We start from the raw sequence: 7,224 nt of genomic DNA on the forward strand, positions 1-7,224 counted from the left end.
CGCCTGATTGCTTGAGGGAAGCAGCTTTCCAGGTTGCCAAATTTACACTCCTTCCACCCAAAAACATCGGATCTTCTTGGCGACGCGCTGATGGGCTGTTGGGCGACGTTCGCCAACTGACGGAAGGAGCAAAAATGAAACACACGGAATCTAATGGGCTGCGCCAAGTAAACGATTTTTTAGGCGGTATCGGCACGCATGGCCTTCTGCAAGCTGGCTACCTGGGCCTGGCGGGGGAGCGCGCATGAAGATCATCGGTTGGATTCGCTACGGCGACAAAGCCGCTTGCGGCGGGACGGTGATCGAAGGCGACCAGACTTGCCTCAGCCATGGGCGTGCTTATGCGTTTCAAGGCGCTCGCGTGGCGTGCCGCAAGAACTGCATCATTGCTGATGGATTTACGCGCTCTACGCTCACCAATGGACGCGCACGCGTGATTCATGGGATGAAGACCAGTGCTGGATGCCCGTTGCACTCTACGCTCAACGATATCGACGGGGTGGGCAATTCAAGCGGTGAAACCATCGCCGAAAAGCACTTTCTCAACGCCGAGGGCGATTGGATGCCTATCAAAGAGCCGGAGCCACACGAAGCCCCCTACGATGAACAACCCCAGCTTATTGCGCCGCCCATCGAAGGCGTACCCTGGTACGTCCAGACGACGGATGGGCGTACATTCTCTGGCCGGGCCGAGCCCGATGGTCAACTGCCGCGCATTGATACCTATGGGGAAGATGAATACCTCGTTTATTGGGGAGATGAGGCTCTCATCAAGATGGAAGAGGCGCAAGCATGAGCAAGATTCTGGTGCAACAAGCCAAGGTGCGGACCAACACCATCAAGGACTCGGTGTGCAAGATTGACGTGCCTGTCGTGAAATTCTCGGACCTGTGGGACAACTACGTGAGTGGCGCTCCCTTCAAGCCGGGGCCTGAGGACAAAGGGGACTACAGCAACCAGTGCGCCTTGCGCGTCAGTGCCACATTTCACAAGGTGGGCATTCAGATGCGCTCCTTCTCGCAGAAGACGGTCAAGCCGATGCCAGGCGCCAAAGCGTTGGGGCGTGTCATGATGGATGGCAAGCCGGCAGCCGTGCGAGCGTATGAGCTTGGCGAATGGCTCAAGCTGCAACCATTCTGCGGTTTGCCCAAGCAGCCAGAGGACATCACAGGCAAGGATTGGGAGTCGAAGGTGAAAGGGCGTACAGGGATCATCATGTTTCATGCGTATTGGACTCATGAGGGACAGGCTGCCGCCAATGCAAGCGGCGGGCATATTGATCTTTGGAATGGGTCACGCATGACCATCAGCGGAGCTGGCAGCTTTTTGGTAATGATGGGGCGCTATCTGGGACGGCAATCGTTTTTCCCGGGGACTCGTTACGGCTATTCTGACCTACGGAATTCAAAGGTCATTCTGTTCTGGGCGGTAGAGTGATCCGCCGGTCCGCTATAGCGTTGTTGTTTGCTGTCCTAGGTTTTTTCCAGCCTGATATTGCTTGGCGTTGCTGAAGCAAAAATATGTGAACTCTTTCCAGGGTTGCGTCAGTGCCGCTCTGAGTTTCACAGATGCGGTCTTGACTGCTCTGAGTTGTGGTCGCTGACTGAGCAGATAAAAGCATTTTTGTTTTATTTCAGCCCGTCGATTGTGTTCGCCGCTACCGCATTCATTTTCAGTAAACGTCGTCATCGGACCATCGTTTGGGGCGCTCTACTTCTCGGTCTTGTGTCAGTACACGGCATATTACTGTGGGTTGGCTATGTCATTAGCATTAGCGGCTGATCTGGTTATTTACGAGGAATAAGTTCTTGTAGCCTCAGGAAAAAACGCCCCAAAAAACGATAAAGCCTTGGTTTTTGCCAAGGCTTTATCGTTCATCTGAAGAACTGTCTACTCAGGCCGCCATCCCACTATGCCGCAACAGCGCATCAATACTCGGCTCCCGACCACGGAACGCCTTGAAGGACTCGATAGCCGGACGTGAACCGCCCACGGCCAGGATTTCCTGCTGGAAGCGGCGGCCGGTTTCCAGCGAGATCACATTGCCGCTGGTGGCAGCCGCCTCTTCGAAGGCGCTGTAGGCATCTGCCGACAGCACTTCGGCCCACTTGTAGCTGTAGTAGCCAGCCGCGTAACCACCCGCGAAGATGTGCGAGAAGGAGTGCTGGAAGCGATTGAATTCCGGCGGGCGGATTACGGCGATGCGGTCGCGCACGCTGTCGAGCAGTTGCTGTACGGTCTGCTGGCCACCGACTTCATATTCATGGTGGATCAGCATGTCGAACAGCGAAAACTCCACCTGGCGCAGCATCTGCAGGCCGGACTGGAAGTTCTTGGCGGCGATCATCTTGTCGTACAGCGCACGCGGCAGCGGCTCGCCCGTCTCGGCGTGGGCGGTCAGTTGCTGCAGCACGTCCCATTCCCAGCAGAAGTTTTCCATGAACTGCGAGGGCAGTTCCACCGCATCCCATTCCACGCCGGAAATGCCCGACACACCCACTTCATCGACTTGCGTCAACATGTGATGCAGGCCATGACCGAATTCGTGGAACAGGGTGATGACTTCATCATGGGTGAACAGGGCCGGCTTGGTCACACCATCGACCACGGCAGGTTCGGTGAAATTGCAGACCAGGTAGGCGATCGGGGTTTGCACGCCTTGCGCCGTCAGGCGGCGGGCGCGGGCGTCGTCCATCCAGGCGCCGCCACGCTTGCCGGAGCGAGCGTACAGGTCGAGATAGAACTGGCCGACCAGTTGGCCGTCGCGCTCGATGCGGAAGAACTTCACATCCTTGTGCCAGACCGGGGCGGTATCGGGTTTGATCTGCACGCCGAACAGTTGCTGCGCCACCTGGAACAGGCCGCCGACCACCTTGGGCTCGGGGAAATATTGCTTCACTTCCTGTTCCGAGAAGGCATAGCGTTGCTCGCGCAGCTTTTCGGAGGCGTAGGTGCTGTCCCAGGCCTTCAGCTCGTCCAGGCCCAGCTTTTCGCGGGCGAAGCTCTTCAGTTCTTCATAATCCTTCTGACCGAAGGGGCGGGCACGCTGGCCCAGGTCTTCCAGGAAGGCGATCACTTCGCTGGGCGACTTGGCCATCTTGGCCACCAGCGAGACTTCGGCGAAGTTGGTGTAGCCCAGCAATTGTGCTTCTTCCTTGCGCAGTTGCAGGATCTGGTCGATGTTGGCGCTGTTGTCCCATTCCGGCTTGGCGCCCAGTTCGGACGCCTTGGTGGCGTTGGCGCGGTAGATCTGCTCGCGCAGTGCGCGATTATCTGCATATTGCAGAACCGGGAAATAAGAGGGGAAGTGCAGGGTGAACTTGTAGCCGGGCTTGCCGTCCTTCTCGGCGGCGGCACGTGCAGCTTGCTTCACATCGGCCGGAAGCCCCGATAATTCGGCTTCGTCTTCCACGAACAAGCCGAAATCATTGGTCGCGTCCAGCACGTTCTCGGAGAAACGGGTGGTCAGCATGGCCTGCTTTTCCTGGATCTCGGCGAAGCGTTCCTTCTTGTCTTCTGGCAGTTCGGCGCCGGACAGGCGGAAGTCACGCACCGCATTGTCCACTACCTTGCGGCGCGCCGCCGACAGGGAGGCGAAGGCCGGGCTGGCCTGCAGCGCCTTGTACTTCTCGAACAAGGCCAGGTTCTGACCCAGCGCGGTCCAGAATTCCACCAGGCGCGGCTGGTTCTCGTTGTAGGTGGCGCGCAGGGCCGGGGTGTCCATCACCGCATTCAAGTGGCCGACCACGCTCCAGGCGCGGCCCAGCTTTTCGGTGGCCGACTCCAGCGGCTCGACGAAATTGTCCCAGGTGACCTCGGCCATCGGCGCTTCCAGTTCGGTCACCAGACGGCTGGCGTCGGCCAGCAGCTTGTCCAGGGCCGGGGTGACGTGTTCGGGCTTGATCGCATCGAACTGGGCATAGCCCGAGAAATCGAGCAGGGGATTGGCGGCGATGTCGGTGGTGGTCATGGGCTCTCGTTTCTCTATAAACATCCGGCAGCCAAGCTGCCGGAGGGGGGTGCGCTAAGGGCGTGCCGATCAGTTGCGTTCGGCGGCTTCGATGGTGTTGACCAGCAGCATGGTGATGGTCATCGGACCCACGCCACCCGGTACCGGGGTGATCCAGCCGGCGACTTCCTTCGCGTTGGCGAAATCGACGTCGCCGCACAGCTTGCCATTGTCATCGCGGTTCATGCCAACGTCGATGACGACTGCGCCAGGCTTGACCATGTCGGCGGTGACGATATTGCGCTTGCCGGTAGCGACCACCAGGATGTCGGCCTGGCGGGTGTGGTGGCCGAAGTCACGGGTCTTGGAGTTACAGATAGTGACGGTGGCACCGGCTTGCAAGAGTAACATCGCCTGCGGCTTGCCGACGATGTTGGAGGCGCCCACCACCACGGCATTGGCGCCGCGCACCGGGTAATCGATCGATTCCAGCATCTTCATCACGCCATAGGGCGTGCAGGGGCGGAACAGCGGCTGGCCGGTCATCAACAGGCCGGCGTTGCTGACGTGGAAACCGTCCACGTCCTTTTCCGGCGCGATGGCTTCGATCACCTTGTGGGCGTCGATGTGGGCCGGCAGCGGCAGCTGCACCAGGATGCCGTTGATCTTGGGATCCTGGTTGAGGGCGTCGATGCGGGCCAGCAGCTCGGCTTCCGTCATCGAGGCTTCATATTTCTCAAGAACGGAGTGAAGACCATTGTCCTGGCAGGCCTTGACCTTGTTGCGCACATAGACCTGGGAAGCCGGGCTGTCGCCCACCAGGATCACGGCCAGGCCGGGTTGCTTGCCTTGGGCGGTGAGGGCGGCGGCGCGCTGGGCGACCTCGGCGCGCAGTTGTTGGGAGAGCAGGTTTCCGTCGATCAGTTGGGCAGACATGGCAGATAAGGCAAATATAAGGATAAGGGCTGGGCTGGGAGGAAGGCGCCGGGCAGGCCGGGGCCACTGAAGGGCGCAAGGCGCCAGAACCCGTGATTATAAAGCCAGGCGAGGGGACCGACGAGATGTGGGGCAGCAAGGTGGTATTGCTGGATTGAAAATATTTTGTGCTGCACTTTCCTTCATGTCGGCTTTTGGGGCAGCGCACGACGGGGATTTGCAATTTCGGTTATGCTCCCGCAACCAAGCATCCCAGCCCCTGATAGATTTTGTAAAGATACAAGGATTACCGCATGACCGATCTCCTGACCCGCCGCCTGCAACAGCTTTCCCAGCCGCAGCATCTTGCGCTGCTGGGCCAGGGCCTGCGCGGCGTGGAACGAGAGACGCTGCGGGTGGACCGACAAGGGCAATTGGCGCAAACGCCGCATCCGGTGGAGCTGGGCTCGGCGCTGACCAATGAACTGATCACCACCGATTACTCCGAAGCGCTGCTGGAATTCATCACCCCGGCCATGCCCGACATCGCCGACGCCTTGCAGCGCCTCGATGAGATCCACCGCTTCGCCTATCCGCGGTTGGCGGGGGAATTCCTGTGGAACGCCTCCATGCCCTGCGTGCTGCCGGAAGAAGAGCAGATTCCGCTGGCCTGGTACGGCAATTCCCATATCGGCATGTTGAAGCATGTCTACCGCCGCGGCCTGGCGCTGCGCTATGGGCGCACCATGCAATGTATCGCCGGTATTCACTACAACTTCTCCCTGAGTGAAGATTTGTGGGAAGTCCTGCGCGACGAAGACGATACCGTCGATCCCTCGCTGTCGCGTCGTGATTACCAGTCCGAGCGCTACATTGCCCTGATCCGCAATTTCCGCCGCTATAGCTGGCTGCTGATGTATCTGTTCGGCGCTTCGCCGGCCGTGGCCACCAATTTCCTGCGCGGCCGCCCGCACCAGCTGGAGACGCTATCCGAGGACACGCTCTATCTGCCCTACGGCACCAGCCTGCGCATGAGCGACCTGGGTTACCAGAACCACGCCCAGGCCAACATCACGCCGCACTACAACAACCTGCCGGCCTACATCCGCAGCCTCTCGCACGCGGTCAGCCAGCCCTATCCGCCGTATGAAGCCATCGGCACCAAGCGCGATGGCCAATGGGTGCAGATCAATACCAACATCCTGCAGATCGAAAACGAGTTCTACTCCTCGATCCGTCCCAAGCGCGTCATCAATAGCGGCGAGCGCCCGGTGCAAGCCCTGTCCGCACGCGGCGTGCAATACGTGGAAGTGCGCTGCATGGATATCGACCCCTTCAATCCGCTGGGTATCGGCCTGGAGGCGGCGCGCTTCCTGGACGTATTCCTGCACTTCCTGGCGCTGGAGGCTAGCTGCCTGACCTCGGACGAGGAGGGCGCGGAAAACCGTGCCAACTTCCTGGCCACCGTCAAGGAAGGCCGCCGTCCGGGGCTGCAACTGCACTGCAAGGGCGAGTCCATTGTGCTGACCGACTGGGGCAATCAATTGCTGGACCGCATGGCGCCCGTGGCCGAGCTGCTGGACCGCCATCTGGGCGGCAGCCAGCATCGCGACAGTTTGGCGGCCCAGCGCACCAAGCTGGCCGACCCCGACAGCACGCCGTCGGCGCGCGTACTGCGCGAAATCCGTGCCGCCGGTAATTCCTTCCCCGGCTACACCCTGGCCAATAGCCAGCGCCAAGCCGAAGAATTGCTGGCCCGACCACTGGCGGCGGAGCGCAGCGCCGAGTTCGACGCCATGGCCCAGGCTTCGCTGGCAGCCCAGCGCGACATCGAACGCACCCAGGAAGGGGACTTCGATACCTTTGTCGCAGCTTATCGCGCCAGTACCCTGGGAAATATCGCGATCTGAAGGTTCATTCATTTATATATAGCAATAAATGAAAATAACGCCCCGTCTACCGCCCGGGGCGTTTTGCCATCCGCATTCCATTGATCTCATTGATTGCCTTTAAGTCTTTTCTTTTTGGCATGTCTTTTTATTCACTTCATGCGGGCAAAAACTGCATTCCAAAGCCGTTCTGAAGGTATTTGCGGCATTGCAAACAGGGAAAGAAAACCCCATTCCCAAGGCGATATAGTAAAAATACGAGGCCCTGGAAGCCGCTATCCATGCCGCTTTGCAGCATATTTTCGTATTATGAAATCGATTATCGTAATTTGAAAATTGAAAATTCCCTGATAAAATTCGTCGTCCACACGGCTGGAAGACCGTACATTTAAGCCTGCTGCGCCACCAAAGCCTTGCCCCACGGGCCGGGAAGGGTTGCAGCACAGGCAACACATGACGGCTTTTCCTGCA

Annotated in this window: 7 protein-coding genes; 4 read left to right on the forward strand and 3 right to left on the reverse strand. The window is 59.1% G+C overall.

The genetic code is table 11. The features are described 5' to 3' along the window. The 3 genes from I5W_RS32940 to I5W_RS22175 all read left to right on the forward strand — a co-directional run. The coding region (locus I5W_RS32940; protein ID WP_044530866.1) for a hypothetical protein at nucleotides 1-248 on the forward strand (248 nt) is incomplete at its 5' end. Next, a complete protein-coding gene (locus I5W_RS22170; RefSeq protein ID WP_044530867.1) occupies nucleotides 245-796 on the forward strand; it encodes a PAAR domain-containing protein in 552 nt (183 codons plus the stop codon). The genes I5W_RS32940 and I5W_RS22170, both read left to right, overlap by 4 nt. Beyond that, nucleotides 793-1,437 carry a type VI secretion system amidase effector protein Tae4 gene (locus tag I5W_RS22175; protein ID WP_044530868.1) on the forward strand — a complete coding sequence of 215 codons (645 nt, stop codon included), beginning with the start codon at nucleotides 793-795 and terminating at the stop codon, nucleotides 1,435-1,437. The genes I5W_RS22170 and I5W_RS22175 overlap by 4 nt, the downstream gene beginning before the upstream one ends. Before the next feature lie 457 nt (nucleotides 1,438-1,894). On the opposite strand, the gene I5W_RS22180 is transcribed toward I5W_RS22175, so the two are convergent. Then, on the reverse strand, nucleotides 1,895-3,970 hold the full coding sequence (locus I5W_RS22180) for a M3 family metallopeptidase (protein WP_044530869.1): 2,076 nt from the start codon (nucleotides 3,968-3,970) through the stop codon (nucleotides 1,895-1,897). A gap of 69 nt (nucleotides 3,971-4,039) precedes the next feature. Continuing rightward, a complete protein-coding gene (folD, locus tag I5W_RS22185) occupies nucleotides 4,040-4,885 on the reverse strand; it encodes a bifunctional methylenetetrahydrofolate dehydrogenase/methenyltetrahydrofolate cyclohydrolase FolD (RefSeq protein WP_044530870.1) in 846 nt (281 codons plus the stop codon). Between the two features lie 293 nt (nucleotides 4,886-5,178). On the opposite strand from folD, the gene gshA reads away from it, so the two are divergent. Then, nucleotides 5,179-6,774, forward strand: a complete 1,596-nt coding sequence (gene gshA / locus I5W_RS22190; protein ID WP_044530871.1) for a glutamate--cysteine ligase — start codon at nucleotides 5,179-5,181, stop codon at nucleotides 6,772-6,774. A 99-nt stretch (nucleotides 6,775-6,873) separates the two neighbouring features. Here the strand turns inward: gshA and I5W_RS32945 are convergent. Beyond that, on the reverse strand, nucleotides 6,874-7,224 hold a 351-nt coding region (locus I5W_RS32945), incomplete at its 5' end, for a hypothetical protein (protein WP_217284463.1).

The organism is Herbaspirillum sp. B65 (genome assembly GCF_000333555.1).
Lineage (GTDB): Bacteria > Pseudomonadota > Gammaproteobacteria > Burkholderiales > Burkholderiaceae_D > Herbaspirillum > Herbaspirillum rubrisubalbicans.